Raw genomic sequence first — 22,108 nt, 5'->3', positions numbered from 1 at the left:
CGTGAAGAAAGCACGGGAGAATAGACTCTAGCGCCAGCGCTGCGTCGCCATCATCTTGCGCAGGCGCTCCTGCACCAGCGCTGTCGCAGCGTCGCGCAATGAGACGCGCATTGCGGAAGCCCGCGCGATGATCTCTCGCATGTTGCGGGAAATCTTTTCTTCGATCGCCGCAAAGGCGGCCTTCTCGTCGCCGCCGGCATATTCCACCGATGCGCAGATCACGCCGCCGGCATTGGCGATGAAGTCCGGCGCGCTGACGATTCCGCGCTCGAACATGATGCGCTCCGCCTCGGCGGTCGCGGGAATATTGGCGCCTTGCACCACGAGCTTGCATTGCAAGCCGCCGACATTGTCCGCGCGCAGCACATCCGGCCGCGCGGCGGGGATGAAAATATCGCAAGGCGCGGCGAGCAGCGCATCGGGCGCCAGCGCTTCGCCGCGCGCATGGCTGGCGACGCTGCGGCCTTCGCTGCGGATTTGCGCCAATGCGTCAATGTCGAGTCCGGCCGCGTCATAGATCGCACCGCGGCTGTCGGAAGCGCCCACCAATATCGCGCCTTTGCGCGCGAGGAATCGCGCGGCGTGCCGGCCGACGGCGCCGAAGCCTTCGACGACGACGCGCGCGCCTTCGAGCTTCAGCCCGGCGGACGGCGCGGCCGCCTCCGCGGCTATGGCGACGCCATAGCCTGTCGCGCCGATCTCATCGAGCGGAACGCCGCCGAGCTCCGCGGGCAAACCGACCGCGCGGCCGATCTCGTCATGCACATAGGCCATGCATGTCTCATTCGTGCCCATGTCCGGCCCGGGGATGTAATCGGTCAAGGGCTCGATCGCCTTGGCGAAGGCGCGAATGAGCTGCTCTTTCTCCTGCGTGGGCATCGCAGGATCGCCGAAGATGACGGATTTGCCGCCGCCATGGCGCAGGCCGCAGGCGGCGTTCTTCAACGTCATGGCGCGGGCGAGGCGGAAGCACTCCTCGACGCCGACATCCGGCGCCATGCGCACGCCGCCTATGGCGGGGCCGGCGGCGACATTGTCGATGACGACGATCGCCTCGAGGCCGACGCCCGGCGTGCTCACATAGACGATTTTCGCCGGGCCGAATTCGTCGACGAAGGGGAATGCGTCTGATTTGGACGACGCGGACAGGGACGACGCGGACATGAATCATGAACTGGGCGCACGCGCGAGCGATTCAAGCGCTCTTCGGCTCACGCAGCAAAAAATTCCCTAGGGCGGATGAAAAGCGCGAGGCGGCGCCTTACGTCACTCTGACGAAGCTCGAGGCAGGCCCGATGACCATTGGCGTCTCCTTCCAGATCGACTTTCTTCGCTTCCTCTCCGCGTCGGGCGAGCTCGATCCCGCGACGCCGCGCGAGGCGATAGACCCCGAGCTACTGCTCGTCCTCTATCGCGCCATGACGCGCACGCGCGCCTATGACGGAAAAGCCATCGCTCTGCAGCGCACCGGCAAGCTCGGCACTTTCGCCTCCGCTCTCGGGCAGGAGGCGATCGGCGTCGGCATAGGCGCGGCGATGCGCAGCGAGGATGTGCTCGCGCCGTCCTATCGCGACCATGGCGCGCAATTGCTGCGCGGCATGACGATGGTGGAAAATCTCGCCTATTGGGGCGGCGACGAGCGGGGCAGCGATTACGCCGTTCCGCGCAGCGACTTTCCCATCTGCGTTCCCGTCGGCACGCAAGTGGCGCATGCGGCGGGCGCGGCTTACGCCTTCAAGCTGCGTGATGAGAAGCGCGTCGCGGTGACGATCCTCGGCGATGGCGGCGCCTCGACCGGCGATTTCTACTCGGCCTTGAACATGGCCGCCGTCTGGCGCGTTCCGCTCGTCGTCGTCATCAATAATAATCAATGGGCGATCTCGACTCCGCGCGAAATGGAATCGGCGACCGCGACTCTCGCGCAAAAAGCCGTCGCCGCCGGCGTCGAGGGACATCAAGTCGATGGCAATGATGTGATCGCCATGCGCCATGTCGCGCATACGGCGATAGAGAAAGCGCGCGACGGCGGCGGGCCGACGCTCGTAGAGGCGCTGAGCTATCGGCTCGGCGACCACACCACGGCGGATGACGCCTCACGCTATCGCGACGTCGAGATCGTGCGGCGCGAGGCGGAGAAGGAGCCGATCGGCCGGCTGCGCAAATATCTCACAGCGCGCGGATTGTGGAGCGAGGAGCAGGAGAAGGCGCTCGCGAAGGATTGCGCCGATGAGGTGGAGCGCGCCGTCGCCGCCTATCTGGCGACGCCGCCGCAAGCGTTCTCGGCGATGTTCGATCATCTCTTCGCGCAGCTGCCGGAGTCGATGCGCGATCAATATGAAGAAGCGCGGCGCTTTGCGCCGAAGGATGGCGGCCATGGCTGACATGTTCGGCGAGCGCCCAGCGGCTCTGGATCGCTTCGCTCCGCTCGCGATGACGAGCCGCGCGAGGCTGGTTTCATGCCTGGTTTCATGGCCGTCATTGCGAGGAGCGACAGCGACGAAGCAATCCAGAGCCGCGCGCCCGCGCCTGACGATAAAGGACGCGCGCCATGGCTGAGCTCACTCTCGTCGAGGCCGTCAATCGCGCGCTCGCGCATGCGCTCGAGCATGATCCCGCCGTGCTGCTTCTCGGCGAGGATATCGGCGTCAATGGCGGCGTGTTTCGCGCGACGCTCGGCTTGCAGCAGCGCTTCGGCTCGGCGCGCGTTCTCGATACGCCGCTCGCCGAGGCGGCCATCGCCGGCGTCGCCGTCGGCATGGCCGCAATGGGGCTGAAGCCGGTGATGGAGATTCAATTCAGCGGCTTCATCTATCCGGCGCTGGATCAGCTCATTAATCACGCCTCGCGTCTGCGCAATCGCACGCGCGGGCGGCTCAGTTGCCCCATGGTGCTGCGCGCGCCCAATGGCGGCGGCATTCATGCGCCGGAGCATCATTCGGAAAGCCCCGAAGCCATGCTCGCGCATACGCCCGGCCTGCGCGTCGTCATTCCCTCTTCTCCGGCGCGCGCCTATGGCCTGCTGCTCGCCGCCATTCGCGATCCCGACCCCGTCGTCTTCCTCGAGCCGACGCGGCTCTATCGCTTGTTCAAGCAGGAGGTGATCGACGATGGCGAGAGCCTGCCGCTCGACACATGCTTCGTCTCGCGCGAGGGACGCGACGTCACGCTGATCGCTTGGGGCGGCATGCTGCATGAGGCGCTCGCCGCCGCCGAGACTCTCGCGAGCGAAGGCGTCGATTGCGAGGTCATCGACATTGCGACGCTGAAGCCGCTCGACGCCGAGACCATTTTGCGTTCCGTCGAGAAGACCGGTCGCTGCGTCATCGTGCAGGAGGCCGCACGCACCGCTGGCTTCGGCGCCGAGATCGCGGCGATCATCGCGGAGCGCGGATTGTATTTTCTGCAAGCGCCGGTGCAGCGCGTCGCCGGCTATGACGTCGTGATGCCGCTGGCGCGGCTCGAGGGACAATATTTGCCGAGCGTCGCGCGCATCGCCGACGCCGTGCGCAAAACGATGGAGGCGGCATGAGCGTCTTCAAGCTTCCCGATCTCGGCGAAGGCCTGCAAGAGGCCGAGCTGGTGCAATGGCATGTCGCACCCGGCGAGGAGGTCGCGCTGGATCAGCCGCTCGTCTCCGTGGAGACGGCGAAGGCGGTCGTCGAGATTCCGTCGCCGCAGGCGGGACGCATCGAAAAGCTGTTCGCGCAGGCGGGCGAGATCATCCGCATCGGCGGCCCGCTCATCGCTTTCGCCGGCGACGGCGAAGAGCCGCCGCGCGCGCGAGAGGACAAGGGAACCGTCGTCGGCGCGATGGAGACGAGCGGCCGCGTGCTGCAGGAAGGCGCGGCGTCGCTGGGGCGCAATGGCGCCGGCCTGCGCGCGACGCCGGCGGTGCGCGCGCTGGCGCGGCGGCTCGATGTCGATCTCGCAATGGTGACGCCTTCCGGCGCCGATGGCGTCATCACCGCGAGCGATGTGCAGCGCGTGGCGCGCATATTGTCGGAGGCCGCGCCGCCCGAGCCGCTGCGCGGATTTCGTCGCGCCATGGCGCAGAATATGGCGTTGGCGCAAGCCGAGGTTGCCGCGGCCACTGTCGTCGACGACGCCGACATAGACGCTTGGCCCCAGGGCGAAGATACGACCTTGCGGCTCATCCGCGCGCTCGTCGCGGGCTGCCGCGTGGAGCCGGGACTCAACGCCTGGTTCGAATCCCATGCGCTGGCGCGGCGCGTGCTCGCCGCTATCGATCTCGGCATCGCCGTCGACTCGGCGGAAGGCGGATTATTCGTGCCCGTGCTGCGCAATGTCGCGGAGCGCGATCCTTCCGATCTGCGCGCCGGGCTGAACAAGATGCGCGCCGATATAGAGGCGCGGCGCATTCCGCCGGAGGAATTGCGCGGCGCCACCATCACCCTCTCCAATTTCGGCATGATCGCCGGGCGCTATGCCGCGCCCATCGTGCTGCCGCCGACCGTCGCCATTCTCGGCGCCGGGCGCATCCGCCGCGCGATCGTCGCCGATGACGACGGCCGCCCCGTCGCGCGGCGCATGCTGCCGCTGAGCCTCACCTTCGACCATCGCGTCGTCACCGGCGGCGAGGCGGCGCGCTTTCTCGGCGCGGTCATCGCCGATCTCGGCCGCGCCGCCTGAGAGAGCGCGGCGGCGCCTTCGCCGTGCCGCAACGAGAAATTGCATAGAATTTGAATATATTTGTAGTATATTCGACCGATAAATGAATAGAATTTTCTATTCTTTCATCGACGATCGTATAAATCGCATGTCCACCCCCGCGCCGGCGCACCGCACAACATATTGAAATTGTTGTATTATTTCAGCAGCGCCCGACGCCTCTCCGCCTTATAAGTACATGTCCTAATTTTGGATTCGGCCGCCAGCAAGTATTGACGGAACAGCGCGGCCCACTGCAATCTCGCCGCCCAGGGAGAATTGGCGCAGATGACATCCATGGATCAATTTGATCTCCGCACGCAATCGATGAATTTGAAGCGTTTCTTTCGGCTTCGCGTCCTTGCCGATCCGCTTTGCCCTTTCGCTGGCAGCCGCGGCCCGTTTCCCGCAGGCTGATCGCCCTTCAATCGAACTGTAACGAGTTTGCGTAACGCGTAAGGAGCTTCTCATGATCACCGTGTCGCAATGCGCCGCCCAGGCGGGCCTGGCCTCCAACGAGCTGGTTCTCGGCGCCGTCCCCTCTTGCGAGCATGACGCGCTGCTCGAGAGCTATCTGCTCAACGGCCATCGTGGGCTGACGGCCGTGCGCGAGATGATCGTCGCCGATCTGCGCGGCTTTCTCGATCTCGGCGTGACGATCCGCGCCGCCGATCTGCTGATCGTGCTGCGCCTGCTGCTCACCGCCCATCCAGAGGCGGGCCTCGCCCAGCATCCGCGCCACGCCGAGAGCGAGGCGGCTTTCGAGGCCGCGCTGCTCGGCCATTATGTCGACGCCCGCCGCGGCCGGAATGCCCCGCTGCGCGAGCCGGGCGTGGTGCTGTCCTTCTTTCGCGAGGGACGCCGGCCCCGACGCCGCGACGCGCAGGGCGAGACCCCGGAGTCCCTCTGTGGCGGCGATCCGATCGTCGCCCGCTTCGGCGCGCGGGCGTCCTATCTGCGCGGCGAGCGCTAGAGCTTCCGGCTCCAGAGTCCCGCCGGTTCGGCCCGAACCGAAGGGACTCTGGAAGGCGCGTCCTCGGCCGGATGGGCGCGCGTCACGCGGGCGTCACGCGGCTATTGCCAATCGACGCGCCACATAGGATCATCCCGGCCCGACGCGCCTGTCGAGGCGCAAAACGCTCGGGTGGTCGGACCCGTTCTTTATGCAATCGGTAGACTGTTTCGATCTCGGCTTTTCCGGCGACCACGCCTTTCGGCCTCGGCCGGGCGGAGCGCGCGCATGAGCGCCGCGGCCATCGTGCATGTCATCGACGATGACGCCGCCGTCCGCGACTCGCTGACGCTTCTTCTGAAAATGGCGGATTTGGACGTTCGCGCCCACGCCTCCGCGCGCGACTTTCTCGCCGGCCTCCGCCCCGGCGATGGCGGCTGCGTCGTCACCGATGTGCGAATGCCGGGCACGAGCGGGCTGGAGCTGCTCGCCGAGATCAAGGCGCGCGGCCTCGATCTGCCGGTGATCGTCATCACCGCCCATGCCGATGTGTCGCTCGCCGTTCAGGCGATGAAAGCGGGCGCCGTCGATCTGCTCGAGAAGCCTTTCGGCGAGGAGACGCTGCTCCGTTCCGTGCGCCAAGCCCTCGGCCTTCGCGGCGCGGGCGATGGCCGAGGCTCGGAGGCGGCGATCGCACGCGACCGTCTGGCCAGCCTCACGGCGCGGGAGCGCGAGGTGCTGGTGGGCGTGCTCGAGGGCCGCCCCAACAAGATCATCGCCCATGAGCTCGGCATCAGCGTCCGCACGGTGGAGGCGCATCGCGCCCGGCTGATGGTGAAGATGCAGGTCAAGAGCCTCTCCGAGCTGGTGCGCATTTCCGTGCTCGTCCCGCGCGCCGCCTCCTTCTGACCGTTGCGCTTCCCGCCCGCCGATATGGAAGAGGCGCGGCGCGTGCTGCGCGCGCGCTTCGGCCATGAGGATTTTCTGCCGGGTCAGGCGGCCGTTATCGCGGCTCTGCTCGAGGGGCGCGACGCGCTCGCGGTCATGCCCACCGGGGCCGGCAAATCCCTGCTCTATCAATTGCCCGCCGCCATGGGCGCGGCGCCGGTCGTGGTGGTCTCGCCGCTCATCTCGCTGATGCGCGATCAATTGCGCGGCCTCGCGCGCTCGGGCGTCGCCGCCGTCGCGCTCCATTCGGGCCAGAGCGAGGAGGAGCATGGCGCGGCGCGCGCCGCCATCGCCAGCGGGCGGGCGAAGCTCGTCTATCTCGCGCCCGAGCGTCTCGCCGGGGACGGAGCCATCGAGCTTTTGCGCGCCGCCGGCGTGGCGCTGCTCGCCGTGGACGAGGCGCATTGCGTCTCCCATTGGGGACATGAATTTCGCCCGGATTACGCGCGGCTCGGCGAGATCGCCGCCCGTCTCGGCGCGCCGGTGCTGGCGGTGACGGCGACGGCCGGCCCGCGCACGCGGGCCGACATTATCGCCAGCCTGTTCACGCGCGCGCCGGAGGTTTTCGTCGCCTCCTTCGCGCGGCCCAATCTGCGCCTCTCCTTCCGCCCGCGCGGCGACGCCGAGGGGCGGCTTTCGCGTTTCCTGCGGCGCCGGCCGGGCGAGAGCGGCGTCGTCTATGTGCGCTCCCGCCGCGAAGCCGACGAGACGGCGGCGCGATTGCGCCGGCTCGGCTTCGACGCGCTCGCCTATCACGCCGGGCTCGACGCGCAGACGCGGGCCGCCCATCAGGACGCGTTTTTCGCACGCGAGGGCGTGGTGATGGCGGCCACGATCGCCTTCGGCATGGGCGTCGACAAAAAGGACGTGCGCTTCGTCGTCCACGCCGACCCGCCCGATTCGATCGAGGCCTATTATCAGGAGATCGGCCGCGCCGGCCGCGACGGACGGCCGGCCGATGCGCTCGCCCTCTTCGATCCGCGCGAGCTCGCCGGCCGCTTCGGCTTCGCGCCGCCGGCGGACGATCCCGTCGCGCTCGGCGAGACGGAGCGGCGACGCGCCATGGCGCGCCTCTGCCTCACCCCCGCCTGCCGCTTTCAGACGCTGCTCGCCGCTTTCGGCGAGGAGAGCGGCCGCTGCGGACGCTGCGACAATTGCCGCGGCGGCCTGCTGGCGCTGCCGCGCCGCGCCGGCCTCGTCGCTCTGGGATGGCGCGTGGCGCTTCTCGCACGTTTTTCCAGCGCCGACGCCGAGAGGCTCGACGCGCCGGAGGAGACGCCGAGCCCCGCTGTGGCGCCGGGCCTCTCCATCGCGCCGACCGAGGAGCGGCTCAGCGTCGCCGAGGAGCGGCTCTATCGGCGGTTGCTACATTTGCGGCTCGATATTGCGAGGCGCCGCCGTCTCTCCCCCCGCGCCGTGGCCAGCGACATGATGCTGCGTCGGCTCGCGATCACGCGGCCGAGCATGATCGGCGACTTTCCGCCCGGCGAGATCGTCGACGCGCCGGCCTTTCTTTGCGAAATCGAAGCCTATGACGAATGAAAGGACACAGGTCGAATCGAAAGTTTTCGCCCCGAGAAGCCGTCCGCCGTTCGCGTTCCGTCAAAAAAGCGTCTTCGTAAGGAGATATTCGGTACTTTTTATCATCGGCACGACGCAGAGCGTGGCATGAAACATTTTCGCGCGATTTTCCTGTTGCTTCTTTTCGTCGCTTTTTGGACGGCGAGTTCAGCCAGCGCGCAAGGCGCATCGGACGCGCCTTCGCCGGAGCTTCCGGCGAATACCCCTGACCTGAATGGTCTTCTCTATATGAAGGATTGGAACGGTCTCGGCGCCGCGCTGAGGGATGCCGATCAGACCCCGGTCACCCGCGTGAAAGCGATGAACTGGCTACAGCGCCGGGTCTTGCGCGGCGCGGAATATTTCGTCGTTTACGCCTATATGCGCGAGCTATGGACTGTCGGAACCGTGTCGCAGTCGGAGGGAATGCGCCAAACGGCGGGCGCGATGGCGCTCTACGCCTATGCGCTCATCGCGATCGACGGCGCCAAATGCCAGGACCTGACGGCGCCGGGCAATCGCATGACCCAATTGTTGGGCCTCAATCCCTCGACCTTTTCGTTTGTGAAGAGTCAGCCGGCAGAGACGAAAGCAAAAATGATCGATTTGGCGATCACGATCGAAAACCGCACCTCGTCCGCTCGCCGTGATGACGACTTGCTCTGCCGTGGCGGCTTGGAGGAATACAAAGCAGCTTTCGAGGGAGGGACGCAAACCGAAGTTCCAAACTCGACAGGGCATTTCGGCAAGACATTTCAAGTCGAGCCTCCTGCCTATTGGAAACCGAAATTCGCGCCGCCGGAGGTCTACCGCCCCAAGCAGGAGATCGCGCGCAACGCCATGCGCGAAGCCCTGCTCAAATTGATCCAGTAGTTCGCGCCCAAAACCGCCGTTCCTACTCGTCTTCCAGCCCCTGCGTCGGACGGGCGCGCCTTTTCTTCAGCTCGCGCAGCCGCGTCGAAGCGCGCGCGGCGCGTTGGCGCGCCTCCTCGCCGGTCGGCTGCAGCAGCTTGCGATATTCGTCGCGCTTCTCATGAATGGAAGCGATGACATAGCCCATGGGCACGCCGACATCGACGAGGACCGTCTCCGCGAGCTGGAGGCTGGACTCGATCGTCTCCGGTATCGCGTCGCTGGCGCCGAGCTCGTAGAGATGGGTGGCGTGCCAGGCGTCGCGGGCGCGCGCGACAATGGTCATATCGGCGCGCTCCTGATGCGCGAGGCGCACGATCTCCTGCGCGGCTTGCGCATTCTCCACCGTCACCACCAGCGCGCGCGCCTGGGCCACGCCGAGGCGCATCAAAAACTCGCGCCGCATGCAATTGCCCCAATAAATATCGACGCCCTTGTCGCGGGTCTGCGCGACGAGCTTCACGTCATTGTCGACGGCGACGTACGGAATCTCATGGCGGCTCAGCATGTCGCCGATGAGCGCGCCGACGCGCCCATAGCCGACGATGACGACGCGGCCGGCGGCGATCTCGCCCTCCGGCGCGAGATGGCCGAACTCCGCCTCGTCGTCTTGCAGCCGGCGGCCGGGATTGAGCCATTCGCCGAGCCGCGCCAGCGCCGGCAGCACGAAGAGACCGAGCGTCACGGCGAGCATGGCGTCGGCGCCGAGATTTTTCGGCAGCACGCCGGAGGCGATGGCGGCGCCGACGAGAATGAAGGCGAATTCGCCGCCGGGCGCGAGCAGCAGCGCCACTTCCGCCGCTATGCGCGGGCGCAGGCGAAAGGCGCGGCCGAGCAGAAAGACAATGAGCGTCTTGGTCACGACGAGGCCGATGGCGATGACCAGAACCTGGCGCAAATCCTCGATCACCCGGTCGAAATCGAGGCCCGCGCCGACGGACACGAAGAAGAGGCCGAGCAGCAGGCCCTTGAACGGCTCGATCGTCACCTCGATCTCGCGGCGAAACTCGGTCTCGGCGAGCAGCAGGCCGGCGATGAAGGCGCCGAGCCCCATGGAAAACCCCGCCGCCGCGCTGGCGACGCCCGCGCCGATGATGACCAGCAGGCTCGCCGCGGTGAACAGCTCGATCGATTGCGCCGCCGCCACCAGATGGAACAGCGGCCGCAGCAGCAGCCGGCCGGCGATAATCAGCGCGCCCATGGCGGCGAGCGCCGGCAGAAAGGCGAGCAGCGCCTTCAGCCCCTCGCTCTCCACTTGCGGATCGGAGAGGAAGGAGATGAGGAAGAGCAGCGGCGCCACCATCAGATCCTGCAGCAGCAGCACCGAAAAGGCGGCGCGGCCGGCGACGCGGTTGAGGCGGCGGCGCTCGGCGAGCAGCGGAATGACGATCGCCGTCGAGGACATTGCGAGCGCCGCCCCGAGCAGCGTCGCCGGCGCAGGGCCGAGCCCGGCCCAGAACACGCCCGCCGCGGCCAGCGCCCCGCCGCAGAGCAGAACCTGCGAAAGGCCGAGCCCGAAGACGAGCGTGCGCATGCGCGCGAGGCGCTCCCAGGAGAGCTCGAGGCCGATCATGAACAAGAGGAAGACGAGGCCGAATTCGGCGATCTTGGCGACGCCCTCGAGATCGCTCAGCGCGATCGCCGAGAGAAGCTCATGACGCTCGGCGAGCTTGCCGAGGCCGAAAGGGCCGAGCGCCGCGCCGGCGAGCAGAAAGCCGAGAATGGGGCTGATGCGCAGCCGATGAAACAAAGGCGCGACGACTCCCGCCGTGCCGAGAAACAGCAGCGCCTCGCGATATTCGCCCCACTGGAAAGAACTCGTCATGACTAGCTTTCGTCGAAGAAGGGCGCCCTGCGCCCGATTCGACGTTCAGCATAGGGCATGCCGCCGCGGGTTAGAACGCGCGCGCGACTTTGTCGCGCTTGCGCTGTGACGAAAGGAGCTTTCGGCCGTCATCGCGAGAAGCGAAGCGACGAAGCGATCCAGAGCCCTGGCGGCAGCTCCTGGATTGCTTCGCTCCGCTCGCAATGACGGCGCGCAGGACATTCCTCCGCGCGCCGCTCACATACCCTTGCGCGGATCATAGGGCTTGGCCGTGCGCCATTTTTGGGCGAAGGCCTCGAGCTCGGCGTCGGCGCCCTCCGGCAGCAGCACGCGCAGCGTCACATAGAGATCGCCGGCCGACTTGCCATCGATGGCCGGCAGGCCCTTGCCGCGCAGGCGCAGCACGCGTCCGCCATTGGAGCCGGCGGGGATCGTCAGCTCCACCTTGCCGGAGAGCGTCGGCGCCGCGACCTTGGCGCCCAGAACCGCCTCGTAGAACGCGATCGGCAGATCGAGCTTCAGATCGCGGCCGGAGATGGCGAAGAGCGGGTCCGGCGCGACATGGATGGTGACGATGGCGTCGCCGGGCTCGCCGCCGGGCGGGGCGGCGTGGCCCTGGCCGCGCAGGCGAATCTGCTTGCCGTCCTCTATGCCGACCGGAATATTCACCTCGAGCGTGCGGCCGCTGGGCAGAAAGACGCGCGTGCTGCCGCCCTTCACCGCCTCGGCCAGCGAGATGGTCACTTGCAGCGCGACATCCTCGCCGCGGCGCGGCGCGCGGGCTCCGCGGCGCGCGCCCCCTCCGGCGCCGAAAAGATCGGCGAAAAGATCAGAGGGGTCGAAGCCGGCGCGGCCGCCGCCGGGCGCGTCGCCGCCGAAATGAAATTCGAAATGCTCGGCCCCGCCAGGGCCGCGCTGTCCGCGATAGCCGCCGCCCGGCCCCGCGCCGAAGCCCTCGAAGCCGGTGAAGCGCGGCTTGCCCTCGGCGTCGATCTCGCCACGGTCGAATTGCGCCTTTTTCTTCTCGTCGCCGAGAATCTCATAGGCGGAATTGGCCTCGGCGAATTTCTCCTTGGCCTTTGGGTCGTTCTTGTTCTGGTCCGGGTGGTATTTTTTCGCGAGATTGCGAAACGCCTTCTTGATCTCGGCGGCGCTCGCCGTCTTGGCGACGCCCAGGACATCATATGGATCGCGCATTTTCTTCAAAAGCCCATAGTGGCGCCCGCCTCGAGCGGCGCGGACGCTCATGTCTGACCCGTCTATTTGGGAGAAGAGACGGCCGCGCGCAAGGATGCGGCGAAGGTCGGAGGGCGAGACCGCTGAATTTTCAGGCCGGACTCGTCAGGCCTTGCGGAAGGGCCGCACGTCGATCAGCGCCCAATCCGCGGATTTGTCGCGGCAGGCCGTGCCCTGCAATTGCTCGTGGCTCTCCTTCGTCCCGACTTCCGCCAGAAAGGCGCGGCACACCTTGCCGTCCGAAGGATAGGGCTGGCCGACCGGCGTGAAGGAGCCGCGCGCATGGCTTTCGGGATTGTCCCAATTGACCGTCGCGCCGGCGCCCTGAGGATCGAGCGCGACGCCGAGCGCCGCATTGGCGCGTCGCCAGTCCTCCTGGTCGAGCGAATGCGAGAGGGTCGGCGTGGTCTTATGCGGAATGGAGCCGGTCACATCGTCGCTGACATTTTTCCAGGCCGGGGCCGGCTCGCCGCCGGGAATGGCGAAAGAGCAGCCGCCGAGCGCCGCCGCCGCGAGGGCGACCGCGAGCAGACGTGCGGCGGCGAGACCGATTTGAGAAGCGGCCACGGCGGCGTTATGTGTGTCTCGCAGGTCGTGCAATGCGCTGCCTTACCACCAGGACCACCGCCATCGCTTCGGCGGCAGCTGAGGATTTTCCCGTGAAGGGGTTAAAACAGAGTGACTTCTGCGAGGCCTCCGAACCCTACGCATTATTCGGCGAGTGGTTCGGGGAGGCGAAGGCGAGCGAGCCCGACGTTCCCGAAGCGATGGCGCTCTCCACGGTGGACGAGACCGGCCTGCCGGATTCCCGCATGGTTCTGATGAAGGATTGGGGCGAATCCGGCTTCACCTTCTATACCAACGCCGAGAGCGCCAAGGGCCGCGAGCTCGCCGCCACGATGAAGGCGGCGGCGCTTTTCCACTGGAAATCGCTGCGCCGCCAGGTGCGGCTGCGCGGTCCGGTGGAGCCCGTATCGGACGCCGAGGCCGACGCCTATTTCGCCAGCCGGCCGCGCGACAGCCGCATCGGCGCCTGGGCGAGCCGCCAGTCGCAGCCGCTGGAGAGCCGTTTCGCGCTCGAGAAGGCGGTCGCCTATCAGGCCGCGCGCTTCGGGCTCGGCGAGGTGCCGCGGCCGCCGCATTGGCGCGGCTATCGTATCCTTCCGGTCGCGATCGAGTTCTGGGCGGATCGGCCCTTCCGCCTTCACGATCGCGTGCAATTTTCCCGCGAGGGCGCCGGCTGGACCAAGGCGCGGCTCTATCCTTGACGGATGTTTTCACTTCATTTCGCGCGGCGTTCGCCGCCATCCTTCTCCCCGGTTGCGGGGAGAAGGAGACATAACGAAGCGATCGGCCGGATCATCGGACTCGAAAGAGGCGAAGCGATGCCATTCTCGTCAGACAGACGGATCACGACGAAGAGCGCGCCTGAAGGCTCGCGGTCCTGGCCGGGCTCTGGACCGCGAGCCTTCAGGCTCGCCCTTCCCCTCGCGCTCTCCTGCGCTCTCCTCGCGCAGCCGGCGCGCGCGCAGGATTTTCTGCAGAGCCTGTTCGGCTGGGGCCAGCAGCATTCGGCGCCGCGCGTGATCGAGCAGGCGCCGCAGCAGGGCAAGGCCAAGCCGAAGAAGAAGAACGCCGCGAAAACGCCGCCGGGAGGCAAGCAGCAGGCGCAGCCCAACGGCGCCGCGCAGCAGCCCGCCGCCGAAGGACCGCCGCCGCCCTATGAGCCGCAATTGCTGCGGCTGTCCGAGATACTCGGCGCGCTCTCCTATCTGCGCGATCTCTGCGGCTCGGAGGATGGCGAGGATTGGCGCGCCAAGATGAGCGCGCTGCTGGAGGCCGAGGCCAAGACCGGCCAGCGCCGGCTGAAGCTGACGGGCGCCTTCAACCGCGGCTTTCGCGGCTATGAGACCACCTATCGCTCCTGCACGCCCAATGCGCGCCTGGCCATCTCGCGCTATCTCGACGAAGGCGGCCGCATCGCGCACGACATCGCGTATCGTTACGGGAATTCCTGACGTCGCGAGCGCGGATGTGCGTTAACCCTCCGGCAAGGACCCGTCTCGCGCGGCGCGCCGCCGTTGATTAGAGTGATCGCATGACGGGCTTTTCCTCCTCCACATTGGACGACGCCGCCGGAGCCGAGCAGCGCCGGGTCGCGCTCGCTTATCTCGCCGAAGCTTTCGCGGAAGCCGCGCTCGCCGGGATCGAAGGGGATTCCTTCGCCCATGTCGCGCTCTCGGCGGCGCTGCACGAGCTCGTCGCCACTTATGGCGAGGAGGAGGTCGCGGCTTTCGTGGAGCGTCTGCCGCGTCGCCTGCGCGACGGCGAATTCTCGAGCGGCCTGCGCCATTGAGCGCGCTCCACGGAGCGTGCGCGTGAGAAAGCCGACAAAACCCGCAGTCGAGACGATCTCCGAGCCGCTGCGCGATCTTTCCGCTCTGCCCGCGCCGGTGCGCGCGCTGCGCGAGAAGATCCTCGCCGCTTGCGAGACAGGCGACATAGAGGCGCTGCGCATTCCGATCGACTGGAACGAGGTGCGCCCATTGTTCGAGCGCGGCGCGCGGCGGCCGGCGGGCGCCGATCCGATCGAGACCTTGAAATCGCTCTCATTCGATCGCGCGGGACGCGAGACGCTCTCGCTCGCGCGCGCCGTATTGTCGCAGCCCTTCGTGCGCATCGCGCGCGGGCCGTTCGAGAGCTATGAATGGCCGGCTTTCGCGCGACGTCCGGCGCCGCCGGCGAGCGAGGAAGAGGCGCGCGCGCTCTGGTCCTGCGTGCGCTTCGCCGATCTCGCCGCGTCCAATGCCGACGGCCGCCCTAAGGTGATGCGGATCGGCGTCGGCGCGGATGGCGTCTGGCACTATTTCTGGAACGCGGATTGAGCGCGCCGAGCTGTCTCGGGACGAACGCGTCTCAGGCGAGACGCGCGGCGGAGCGCAGCTGATCGCGCGCGCGGCGACGATCCTGCACGGGCTGATAAGCGATCTGCGAATGATAGCCGCAATAGGGGCTGCCGCCGCCGCCCGGCGAGCGCGCGCCGCAGAAGCGAAACTCGGCCGATGTCGGATCGCCGATCGGCCAACGGCACATCGACTCTCTGAGCTCCATCAGCGTGACGCGTTCGGACATTGGAATGACGACTTCCTCTTGCGGACGGGCGTCCGGCATCACCAGCGCGCGCGGCGCGAGAGCCAGCGCGACATTGCCGACGATGGCCGGCGCATGTCCGTGATGCATGCGCGGCGCGGCGACCTGCTGCGGGCGTTGCGGTTTCGCGACGCGCGGACGCGCCGCTATGGGCGTCTTGGCGCGCTGCGCGAGTCCGAGACGATGGATCTTGCCGATCACGGCGTTGCGCGTGATGCCTGCGCCGATCTCCGCAGCCACCTGACTGGCGCTGAGGCCATCGTTCCAGAGCTTGCGCAGCATCTCGACGCGCTCGTCGGTCCAGGACATTAGGTCCTCCTCGATTAAGCCGGCTTCAGCCGAGAGAATCGGCGAACGCTCGCGCAACCGGCGACGCCGGAGTCGACAAGACGCACACACACTCGAATGAAGGCGCCACACGAGATATCGTGGGCGATGACGCGAACGCTACTCTACCAGTTGAATCACGCGCAAGAGTCCCTGGCAAGCGAAACGGCGTTCCCCACAAGGTAATGCCGCTCATTCCTCGCAGGTGTTGCGCGAAAGACTCACTATGGGCGTCGAAACGCATGGAATTCCACGCAGGACGACGCGTTCGACGACGCATTTCGCCACGCGCGAACGTCTCCATATGCGTCATCGGCGTGGGGCGACGCTCCACGCGGCCGCTCGCAGCCCTTCCGGCGCCGTGGTTTCGCCGCAGTCCCGGCGCCGCGCCGCCTCGAAGAATGCGGCGGGAATGGGATTTGACCCGCGCAAGGGGAGGACCTAGAATGTTTCCACGAGAAAGATGCCGCCCCAGAAGGGCGGCACTTTGATTTTCAGACCCTCGCTGAATGTCGGCGCGGCCAATCGGGCGCCGGCGAGCCGAGGTCTCTGCGAAGGAGTCGCCAAGTGGTTTCGGCGCTGTTTCCGACCTATGCGCGGGCCGATCTCGCCTTCGAGCGGGGCGAAGGCGCCTGGCTCACCGCCAGCGACGGCGAGCGCTATCTCGACTTCGGCGCCGGCGTCGCGGTCAATTCGCTCGGCCATGGCCATCCGCATCTCGTCGGCGCCTTGACGGCCGCCGCGGCGAAGCCCTGGCATGTCTCCAATCTCTTTCAGATTCCAGAGGCCGAGCGCCTCGCCCGCCGCCTCGCGCAGGCGACATTCGCCGATCTCGTCTTCTTCACCAATTCGGGCGCCGAGGCGGTCGAATGCGCGATCAAGACGGCGCGGAAATTCCATGCGGTGGAAGGTCGGCCGGAGCGCTATCGCCTCATCACTTTCGAGGGCGCCTTCCATGGCCGCACGCTGGCGACCATCGCCGCCGGCGGCAATTCCAAATATCTCGACGGCTTCGGCCCGCCGACCGACGGCTTCGACCAAGCGCCCTATGGCGATCTCGAGGCCGTGCGCGCGCTCGTCGGCCCGCAGACGGCCGGCGTGCTGCTGGAGCCCATTCAAGGCGAAGGCGGCGTCCGCGCGGCCCCGCCGCGCTTCCTGGCCGGCCTGCGCGAGCTCTGTGACGCCCATGGGCTGCTGCTCGTCGTGGACGAGGTGCAGACGGGCATTGGCCGCACCGGGCGTTTCCTGGCGGTCGAGCATTCCGGCGTGCGGCCGGACATCGCCGCGCTCGCCAAGGGCATAGGCGGCGGCTTTCCGCTCGGCGCCTGCCTCGCCACGGCGGAGGCCGGCAAGGGCATGACGGTCGGCGCGCATGGCTCCACCTATGGCGGCAATCCGCTCGCCACAGCTGTCGGCAACGCCGTGCTCGATGTGGTGCTGGAGCCCGGCTTCGTGGAGCGCGTCGCCGGCCTCGGCGTGCTGTTCCGCCAAAAGCTCGCCGAGCTCGAGGATCGCCATTCCTCGATCATCGAGAGCGTGCGCGGCGAGGGGCTGATGTTCGGCCTGAAAACGCGCGTTCCCAACGCCGAATTCGCCGCCGCGGCGCGCGAGGCCAAGCTGCTGACCATTCCCGCGAGCGACAATGTGGTGCGGCTGCTGCCGCCGCTGATCGTCGGCGAGAATGAGCTGGCCGAAGCCGCGCGGCGGCTCGACGCCGCCTGTGTGAAGCTCGAGAGCGCCGGAGCCGCGCGATGACCGTCCATTCGCCACTGACGGGCGTCCGTCATTTCCTCGATATTTCCGAGCTTCCGCCGACGGAGCTGCGACGCATTCTCGATATCGCCGCCGCGATAAAGGCCGCGCGCGTGCGCGGCGCGCGCTCGAGCTACCAGCCTTTGACCGGCAAGACGCTGGCGATGATCTTCGACAAGCCGTCGACGCGCACGCGCGTCTCCTTCGATCTCGGCATGCGCGAGCTCGGCGGCGAGACGATCATGCTGACGGGCCATGAGATGCAGCTCGGCCGCGGCGAGACGATCGCGGACACCGCCCGCGTGCTGTCGCGCTTCGTCGACGCCATCGTCATCCGCATTCTTTCGCATGACGATCTCACCGAGCTCGCCCGCTATGCCAGCGTGCCTGTGGTGAACGGGCTCACCAAGCTCTCGCATCCCTGCCAGGTGATGGCCGATGTGCTGACCTTCGAGGAGCATCGCGGCCCGATAAAGGGCCGCACCGTGGCCTGGACCGGCGACGCCAATAATGTGCTGGCGAGCTGGGTCCATGCGGCGAAGCCCTTCGACTTCACCATAAATGTCGCGACGCCGCCGGAGCTCGCGCCCGGCGACGAGCTGGTCGAATGGGCCCGCGCCAATGGCGTGCGGCTCAATCTCACCGCCGATCCTTTCGCGGCCGTCGCCGGCGCCGACGCCGTCATCTCCGACTGCTGGGTGTCCATGGGCGACGAGCAGGAGGAGGCGCGCCGCCATGCGCTGCTCTCGCCCTTCCAGGTGAACGCCAAGCTGATGGAAGCGGCCAACAAGGACGCGATCTTCATGCATTGCCTGCCGGCGCATCGCGGCGAGGAAGTGACCGACGAGGTGATCGACGGCCCGCAATCGGTGGTCTTCGACGAGGCGGAGAACCGCCTTCACGCGCAAAAGGGCGTGCTCGCCTGGGTTTTCGGAGCGAACGGACCATGACGCGGCGGGCGCGCAAATGACGCGACGGGCGGATGAGGCCATCGCCCGGCCGGCGTCGCCCTTCGCCGAGGACGACAGCCTGCTGCCCTTCGCGGTCGAGCCGCTCGATCTGCGCGGGCGTCTGACGCGGCTCGGGCCGGCGGCGCATTCCATCCTCACCCATTACGATTATCCGCCGGCCGTGGCGCGCCTGCTCGGCGAGGCCGCCGCGCTGACGACGCTGCTCGGCTCGCTGATCGAGTCGCATGGCCGCTTTCAATTGCAGACGCGCGGCGACGGGCCGGTCGATATGATCGTCGTCGATTTCGACGCGCCCGGAAAGCTGCGCGGCTTCGCGCGCTATGACGAGAGCCGTGTCAAAGCCGGCATGGCTCCGGGCGATCTGCTCGGCCGCGGCCATCTGGCGCTGACCATGGAGCACGACCGCGACGCGGCGCGCTATCAGGGCGTGGTGCCGCTGGAGGGCGAAGGCTTCGCCGAGGCGGCGCATCGCTATTTCCGCCAGTCGGAGCAGATTCCGAGCTATGTGCGGCTCGCCGTGGCCGAGAGCGTGACGCCCGCCGGGCGCAGCTGGCGCGTCGGCGGCCTGCTGCTGCAATATCTGCCGGGGACGCCCTTGCGTCCGCGCGATCTCGATCCCGGCGACGCGCCCGCGAGCGCCGCCCTTTCGGACGATAGCGAAGAGGACGCCTGGGTCGAAGGCCTGTCGCTGGCGGCGACGACGCAGGACCACGAGCTGGTCGATCCGGGACTCTCCGGCGAGCGCCTGCTCTATTCGCTGTTCCACGAGCGCGGCGTCACTGTCTATCCGACGCGCAGAATCGTCGAATCCTGCCGCTGCTCGACGGATCGCATCGCCAATCTGTTGCGCAGCTTCGCGCCGCAGGACCGCCGCGACATGATCGGCGACAATGGCCGCATCGGCGTGACCTGCGAATTCTGCCGCACGCTGCGCGAGTTCGACCCGGCGGATTTCGAGTAGCGCGCGCCGCCCCACCTCCCCCTCGAGGGGGAAGGTGAGGGCCGCTGTTTCATTCATTGAATTTTCGCATTGAATTTTCGATAGCCGACGGAGCGACGTCATGACGAAGACGATGGAGGAAATCCCGAGCATCCCGCGCGACGCCGCGATCGGCGCCGGAACGCGCCTTCTCTCCATCGATCGGCTGCGCGGGCTCGTCATCATCGTCATGGCGCTGGACCATGTGCGCGATTTCTTCGACGCCGATGCGCTGCGCTTCGATCCGACCGATCTCGAGCGCACCTATCCCGCTTTGTTTCTCACGCGCTTCGTCACGCATTTCTGCGCGCCGACCTTCACCTTTCTCGCCGGCGTCTCGGCCTATCTGCACGGGCTCTCGCTCGAGGATCGCGGCGCGCTGTCGCGCTTCTTATGGACGCGCGGGCTGTGGCTGATCCTGCTCGACATCTTCATCATCAGCCCGGTGTGGACGGTGGGCTCGGGCGCGATCGAGCTCGGGACGCTCTGGGCGATCGGCTGCGGCATGATCGCGCTTTCCGTCCTCGTCCATCTGCCGACGCGCGCCGTGCTGGCGATCGGCGCGGCGATCTTGCTTTCGCACAATCTCTTCGACGGCGTTCACGCGGCGCAATTGGGCGGCTTCGCGCCCTTGTGGAATGTGCTGCACGAGAAAGGGCCTCTGCCCTTCGGCCTGCGCGGCCAGGTCTATTATCCCGTGCTGCCCTGGATCGGCGTCATCGCGCTCGGCTATGGGCTCGCGCCCGTCTTTCTCTGGCCGTCGGAGCGGCGCGCCCGCGCGCTCACGGCGCTCGGCCTCGGCTTTCTCGCGAGCTTCGCAGTCTTGCGCGCCACGGGCGTCTATGGCGACGCGCGGCTGTGGCGCAGCTTTCCAGACGGCGCGCGGACCGCGCTGTCCTTTCTCGACATCACCAAATATCCGCCCTCGCTGCATTACGCGCTGGCGACGCTCGGCGTCGGGCTGCTGCTGCTGCCGGCGCTGGAGCGGGCGGGCGGCGCCTTCGGGCGCTCGCTCGCTACTTTCGGCCGGGTTCCGCTCTTCGCCTATGTGCTGCATCTCTACGCCATTCTGGCCGCGGCCTTGCTCGTCGCCATCGCCAAGGGCGTCGATATCAAAGGCCTCGAGAGCGGCGGGCCGCCGCCGGAGAATTACGGGCTCGGCCTCGCCGGCGCCTATGTCACGTGGGCGCTGATCATGGCGGCCATCTATCCCGCCTGCGCCTGGTTCGCGCGCGTCAAGCGACGCCGGCGCGACTGGTGGCTGAGCTATTTGTGAGGAGAGCGCGATGAGCGAAGAATTTCTGTTTCCGCCGCCGGCGCCGGCCGCGCTCGCCATCGCCGGCGACGCCCGGCGCTTTCCCGTGCGGCGCATCTTCTGCGTCGGGCAGAATTACGCCGCCCATGCGCGGGAGATGGGCAAGGACCCTTCCCGCGAGCAGCCCTGCTTCTTCTCCAAGCCCGCCGACGCCGTTATCGCCAGCGGCGCGACCATCCCCTACCCGCCCCGCACCACGGATCTCCACCATGAGATCGAGCTGGTGGCGGCGATCGGGAGCGGCGGGGCGGATATCGCGCGCGCCGACGCGCTCGCCCATGTGTTCGGCTACGGCGCCGGGATCGACCTCACCCGCCGCGACCTGCAGAGCGAGGCGCGCAAGGCCGGGCGGCCCTGGGACCTCTCCAAAGGCTTCGACAATTCCGCGCCGCTGGGAGCGCTGGCGCCGGCCGCGCGCATCGGCCATCCCGGCAAGGGACGCATCAGCCTCGCCGTGAATGGCGCGATGCGGCAGGACGCCGATCTCTCCGACATGATCTGGAGCGTCGCGGAGATCGTGGCGATCCTGTCGCAATTCGTGCGGCTGGAGGCGGGCGATCTCATCTTCACCGGCACGCCGGCCGGAGTCGGGCCGATCGTTTCCGGGGATCATGTGACGGGCGAGATCGAAGGCGTGGGAAGCGTCGCGCTGACGGTGGGGTAGCGATTGGCGCGTCGGCGGCGAGACGCTCCTTCCGCCGATTCCCCACGGCGCGAAAATGCTCTATGGTCCGCCGGTTCCGCGACCCTATGGAGCGTCCATGCCCAGCTTCGACCTTCGATTTTCCCGTCGCGCCGCGCTCGCCGCGGCGGCTCTCGCCGTCTTCGGCCTCGCCGCGCCCGCCTTCGCCCAGAAGGCGCCGAGCGGCAAAATCCCGGTCGAGGAGCTGATGGGGCCGAACGCCCTGCCGGATATCGTCGAAGGCAAGGCCGACGCGCCGATCACCATCGTCGAATACGCCTCGATGACCTGCAGCCATTGCGCGGCCTTCCACAAGGACGTCTATCCGGCGCTGAAGAAGAATTTCATCGACACCGGCAAGGTGAAGTTCATCCTGCGCGAGTTCCCGCTCGATCCGCTGGCGACGGCGGCCTTCATGCTGGCGCGCAACGCCGGCGACAAGCGCGACGCGGTGGTCGATCTGCTCTTCGCGCAGCAGAAGAACTGGGCCTTCGTCGACAAGCCGCTCGACGGCCTCGCCAGCGTGCTGAAGCAGACCGGGCTCGGCCAGGAGAAATTCGAGGCGACGCTGAAGGATCAGCAGCTCTTCGAGAATGTGAGCAAGGTGCGCGACCGCGCGGCGGAGAAATTCGGCATTAATTCGACGCCGACCTTCTTCATCAACGGCGACAAATACAGCGGCGAGATTCCCGAGGCCGACCTCGAGAAGATTCTGGCGGAGAAGGCGAAGTCGTAAGGCGCATCGGCGCGAGGCCGGCGGGTCGGACGTATTCGAGCCCGAAGGCCCCCTCCCCAGCCCTCCCCCGCTTCGCGGGAGAGGGAGCAGATTGC

22 protein-coding genes are annotated in these 22,108 nt (G+C 67.5%); 17 read left to right on the top strand and 5 right to left on the bottom strand.

The window, feature by feature from the left end; all coding sequences use genetic code 11:
• Positions 1–27: 27 nt before the first annotated feature.
• Entirely contained in the window at positions 28–1,149 is a 1,122-nt protein-coding gene (locus ACT53T_RS13565) for a Glu/Leu/Phe/Val family dehydrogenase (protein WP_476161655.1), read from the bottom strand.
• Positions 1,150–1,169: 20 nt separating this feature from the next.
• Here ACT53T_RS13565 and pdhA point away from each other — a divergent pair, with 20 nt between their 5' ends.
• The 7 genes from pdhA (at position 1,170) to ACT53T_RS13530 (ending at position 9,001) form a co-directional block, all read left to right on the top strand.
• Positions 1,170–2,381 carry a pyruvate dehydrogenase (acetyl-transferring) E1 component subunit alpha gene (gene pdhA, locus ACT53T_RS13560; RefSeq protein ID WP_476161608.1) on the top strand — a complete coding sequence of 404 codons (1,212 nt, stop codon included), beginning with the start codon at positions 1,170–1,172 and terminating at the stop codon, positions 2,379–2,381.
• A gap of 167 nt (positions 2,382–2,548) precedes the next feature.
• Positions 2,549–3,529: an alpha-ketoacid dehydrogenase subunit beta gene (locus tag ACT53T_RS13555; RefSeq protein WP_476161607.1), complete on the top strand. Its 981-nt coding sequence runs from the start codon at positions 2,549–2,551 to the stop codon at positions 3,527–3,529.
• Positions 3,526–4,650 (top strand): dihydrolipoamide acetyltransferase family protein, encoded by a 1,125-nt coding sequence (locus ACT53T_RS13550; protein ID WP_476161606.1) that lies wholly within the window; start codon positions 3,526–3,528, stop codon positions 4,648–4,650. The genes ACT53T_RS13555 and ACT53T_RS13550 overlap by 4 nt, the downstream gene beginning before the upstream one ends.
• 487 nt (positions 4,651–5,137) lie before the next feature.
• Complete coding sequence (locus tag ACT53T_RS13545; protein ID WP_476161605.1) at positions 5,138–5,641, top strand: hypothetical protein; 504 nt, start codon at positions 5,138–5,140, stop codon at positions 5,639–5,641.
• Positions 5,642–5,908: 267 nt separating this feature from the next.
• Positions 5,909–6,529: a response regulator transcription factor gene (locus ACT53T_RS13540; RefSeq protein ID WP_400765642.1), complete on the top strand. Its 621-nt coding sequence runs from the start codon at positions 5,909–5,911 to the stop codon at positions 6,527–6,529.
• A gap of 24 nt (positions 6,530–6,553) precedes the next feature.
• Complete coding sequence (locus ACT53T_RS13535; RefSeq protein WP_476161604.1) at positions 6,554–8,110, top strand: RecQ family ATP-dependent DNA helicase; 1,557 nt, start codon at positions 6,554–6,556, stop codon at positions 8,108–8,110.
• A gap of 465 nt (positions 8,111–8,575) precedes the next feature.
• On the top strand, positions 8,576–9,001 hold the full coding sequence (locus ACT53T_RS13530; RefSeq protein ID WP_476161603.1) for a hypothetical protein: 426 nt from the start codon (positions 8,576–8,578) through the stop codon (positions 8,999–9,001).
• Between the two features lie 22 nt (positions 9,002–9,023).
• Here ACT53T_RS13530 and ACT53T_RS13525 read toward each other — a convergent pair whose 3' ends face one another.
• The 3 genes from ACT53T_RS13525 to ACT53T_RS13515 all read right to left on the bottom strand — a co-directional run bounded on the left by ACT53T_RS13525 (position 9,024) and on the right by ACT53T_RS13515 (position 12,701).
• Complete coding sequence (locus ACT53T_RS13525) at positions 9,024–10,865, bottom strand: cation:proton antiporter domain-containing protein (RefSeq protein WP_476161602.1); 1,842 nt, start codon at positions 10,863–10,865, stop codon at positions 9,024–9,026.
• A gap of 237 nt (positions 10,866–11,102) precedes the next feature.
• Positions 11,103–12,062, bottom strand: coding sequence for a DnaJ C-terminal domain-containing protein (locus ACT53T_RS13520; protein WP_476161601.1), 960 nt, complete (start codon positions 12,060–12,062; stop codon positions 11,103–11,105).
• A gap of 144 nt (positions 12,063–12,206) precedes the next feature.
• The gene (locus ACT53T_RS13515; RefSeq protein ID WP_476161600.1) at positions 12,207–12,701 is read right to left on the bottom strand and encodes an RT0821/Lpp0805 family surface protein; all 495 of its coding nucleotides are present in this window, start codon (positions 12,699–12,701) and stop codon (positions 12,207–12,209) included.
• Positions 12,702–12,760: 59 nt separating this feature from the next.
• Between ACT53T_RS13515 and pdxH the strand changes: the two genes are divergently transcribed.
• From pdxH to ACT53T_RS13495, 4 genes are all read left to right on the top strand, one after another.
• The gene (gene pdxH, locus ACT53T_RS13510; RefSeq protein WP_026191606.1) at positions 12,761–13,369 is read left to right on the top strand and encodes a pyridoxamine 5'-phosphate oxidase; all 609 of its coding nucleotides are present in this window, start codon (positions 12,761–12,763) and stop codon (positions 13,367–13,369) included.
• 117 nt (positions 13,370–13,486) lie between these two features.
• Positions 13,487–14,119: a TIGR02301 family protein gene (locus ACT53T_RS13505; RefSeq protein ID WP_476161599.1), complete on the top strand. Its 633-nt coding sequence runs from the start codon at positions 13,487–13,489 to the stop codon at positions 14,117–14,119.
• A gap of 80 nt (positions 14,120–14,199) precedes the next feature.
• Positions 14,200–14,457, top strand: a complete 258-nt coding sequence (locus ACT53T_RS13500) for a hypothetical protein (RefSeq protein ID WP_161912516.1) — start codon at positions 14,200–14,202, stop codon at positions 14,455–14,457.
• A gap of 22 nt (positions 14,458–14,479) precedes the next feature.
• Positions 14,480–14,986: a hypothetical protein gene (locus ACT53T_RS13495; RefSeq protein ID WP_476161598.1), complete on the top strand. Its 507-nt coding sequence runs from the start codon at positions 14,480–14,482 to the stop codon at positions 14,984–14,986.
• 31 nt (positions 14,987–15,017) lie between these two features.
• Here ACT53T_RS13495 and ACT53T_RS13490 read toward each other — a convergent pair whose 3' ends face one another.
• Positions 15,018–15,560: a GcrA family cell cycle regulator gene (locus ACT53T_RS13490; RefSeq protein WP_026191605.1), complete on the bottom strand. Its 543-nt coding sequence runs from the start codon at positions 15,558–15,560 to the stop codon at positions 15,018–15,020.
• Positions 15,561–16,145: 585 nt separating this feature from the next.
• Here ACT53T_RS13490 and ACT53T_RS13485 point away from each other — a divergent pair.
• The 6 genes from ACT53T_RS13485 (at position 16,146) to ACT53T_RS13460 (ending at position 22,013) form a co-directional block, all read left to right on the top strand.
• On the top strand, positions 16,146–17,333 hold the full coding sequence (locus tag ACT53T_RS13485) for an acetylornithine transaminase (protein WP_476161597.1): 1,188 nt from the start codon (positions 16,146–16,148) through the stop codon (positions 17,331–17,333).
• Entirely contained in the window at positions 17,330–18,280 is a 951-nt protein-coding gene (gene argF, locus ACT53T_RS13480) for an ornithine carbamoyltransferase (protein ID WP_476161596.1), read from the top strand. The genes ACT53T_RS13485 and argF overlap by 4 nt, the downstream gene beginning before the upstream one ends.
• A 16-nt stretch (positions 18,281–18,296) precedes the next feature.
• A complete protein-coding gene (locus tag ACT53T_RS13475; protein WP_476161595.1) occupies positions 18,297–19,262 on the top strand; it encodes an Hsp33 family molecular chaperone in 966 nt (321 codons plus the stop codon).
• A gap of 100 nt (positions 19,263–19,362) precedes the next feature.
• The gene (locus ACT53T_RS13470) at positions 19,363–20,556 is read left to right on the top strand and encodes an acetyltransferase domain-containing protein (protein ID WP_476161594.1); all 1,194 of its coding nucleotides are present in this window, start codon (positions 19,363–19,365) and stop codon (positions 20,554–20,556) included.
• A gap of 10 nt (positions 20,557–20,566) precedes the next feature.
• Positions 20,567–21,259 (top strand): fumarylacetoacetate hydrolase family protein, encoded by a 693-nt coding sequence (locus tag ACT53T_RS13465; RefSeq protein ID WP_476161593.1) that lies wholly within the window; start codon positions 20,567–20,569, stop codon positions 21,257–21,259.
• 97 nt (positions 21,260–21,356) lie between these two features.
• Positions 21,357–22,013, top strand: coding sequence for a DsbA family protein (locus ACT53T_RS13460; protein ID WP_043333007.1), 657 nt, complete (start codon positions 21,357–21,359; stop codon positions 22,011–22,013).
• The last annotated feature ends 95 nt before the right edge of the window (positions 22,014–22,108 follow it).

It is taken from the genome of Methylosinus sp. DMC45 (assembly GCF_056313885.1).
Note: the sequence above shows the minus strand (reverse complement) of the source record. Positions and strands in the feature narration are given on the sequence as shown.